The sequence below is a fragment of the Salipiger sp. PrR007 genome, assembly GCF_010499845.1.
Lineage (GTDB): Bacteria > Pseudomonadota > Alphaproteobacteria > Rhodobacterales > Rhodobacteraceae > Salipiger > Salipiger pacificus_A.
Map to the genome: position 1 here is coordinate 1 of NZ_JAAGOZ010000096.1, position 1,777 is coordinate 1,777.

Genomic DNA, 1,777 nt, shown 5'->3' on the forward strand with positions numbered 1-1,777 from the left:
TCAACGCGCTCGGCGACGCAATCCGGCCTGTTTGAAAGGCTTTGCGCGTCCGAGATGTGGCTGCGCTGGTACCGGCGGTATCCACGAGGTCTGCGGCGTCTGCGATGCTCGGGAAGGTGCCGGTAGAACTGCTCGGCGCGACCGTCCTTCGAGTAGGCGTAGCGATAGATCGTCTCGTGGCTCACACGGACCCCATGCTGCTCGAGACGCATCCGGCCGGCGATCTGCTCCGGCGACCAGCCAGCCTTGAGACCATGCGGGGCGGCAGCTTTGAGCTGCGGGTGCTGAATCATCTTGCGGTGAAGGGCGCGGCGCTTCTCGCTCATGGTCTGGGCATTCAGCGCGTAGTATCCCGCGAGCTCGGGCAGGTCGCCGCCATCGAAGTGATTGCGCTTCAGATCGCGGTAGATGGTCGAGGGGGCGCGGCTCAGGCGATCCGCGATCTCGGGGATCGACATTTTGGCCTCGCGCCACTTGGCAATCTTGATCCGCTCCTCGAAACTCAGCTGAAGGTAACAACGACCCATTCCACATCCTCCATGCAAACTTCTGTTTTGATACAGAATTTGCACTTCGTTTGTGAATCCACCCGTGTGAGCTCAAGGGTGGTTGCGACAGGTTCCGCTATCTCAGTTTCACCATTTCCTCTCTGAAGGCTTCCGTTGGCGTGCGCCATCCGAGGCACTTTCGCGGTGTCGCATTCAGCCTCTCGCTGATCTCCTTCATCTGGGGTCCCGAAAGGGATGCGAGAGGCGTATCGCGGGGCAGGACGCGGCGGGCCCGTCCGTTCAGGTTTTCCACCGAGCCTTTCTGCCAGGGTGCCTGCGGGTCGCAGAACCAGGCGGTTGTCCCGATGCCGGCCTCAAGCTTTCGCCAGTCGCGAAACTCGAACCCACGGTCGAAGGTGATCGACTTGCGTGCCGGCTGGGGCAGCGGCGTCATCACGTTCATCAAGCTGTTCATGAAGTGCGTGGAGCTGCGATCGTTGTTGCGGAACAGGACCGCGAAGCGGGTCTTTCTCTCGACCAGCGTTGCGACGTTCATCGAGCCTTGCGCGCGCTCGAAGATCATCAGATCGCCTTCCCATTCTCCGAATGTTTCCCGTGTCTTGACGTACTCTGGTCGCTGATGGATCGAGCGTTCGGGCGGGAAGACCTGGTTGCGGGACCGCCGCGCATACCGGGGCCTGCGTTTCTTGCGCCGGCTGGGCAGGTGTCGGGCCAACTCTTCGGCACGGCCCTCGGGGCCATAGACATGGGCGTAGATGGTCTCGTGGCTGACGGTCACGGGCAGACCATCGAGGCGCATCCGGCCGGCGATCTGCTCAGGCGACCAGCCAGCCTTGAGACGGTCGATAACGGCTTCGCGCAAATCCACAAGCCGGGTCAGCTTGCGCCTCCGGGCCCGGCGGTCGAAGGCTTTGCGCTGCGCGACCATGCCGTAGTAGCCATCGAGGTAGGCGACCTCTTCCGTGCGCGCCGCGAAGGCATTGCGCTTGATCTCGCGGTAGACGGTCGAACGATGCCGACCGATCTCTGCGGCAATCCTGCTGACCGGCAGCTTTGCGTTCAGCAGGTCTTCGATCCTGCGCCGCTCACGCAGGTCCAGCTCTTTGTGCGCCATTGTCCGTTCTCCTTGCTTTCCAGCAAGATAGGGGATTTGTCGCAACCCAGTTTAGAATGTGCCCACGGCGCACACGTTGTTGCAACCAAGTTGAAATGTCCTCGGCTGCGCAAAGCAGAAATGTCTCACCGAGAGTGGAGAAGCATGGCCGGGC

2 protein-coding genes are annotated in these 1,777 nt (G+C 61.8%); both read right to left on the reverse strand.

What is annotated here, in order from left to right:
- Window positions 1–527: IS30 family transposase (locus G0Q01_RS25585; RefSeq protein WP_164213962.1), on the reverse strand; the 527-nt coding region annotated here is incomplete at its 3' end.
- Between the two features lie 97 nt (window positions 528–624).
- On the reverse strand, window positions 625–1,623 hold the full coding sequence (locus G0Q01_RS25590) for an IS30 family transposase (protein ID WP_164198517.1): 999 nt from the start codon (window positions 1,621–1,623) through the stop codon (window positions 625–627).
- Window positions 1,624–1,777 lie beyond the last annotated feature (154 nt).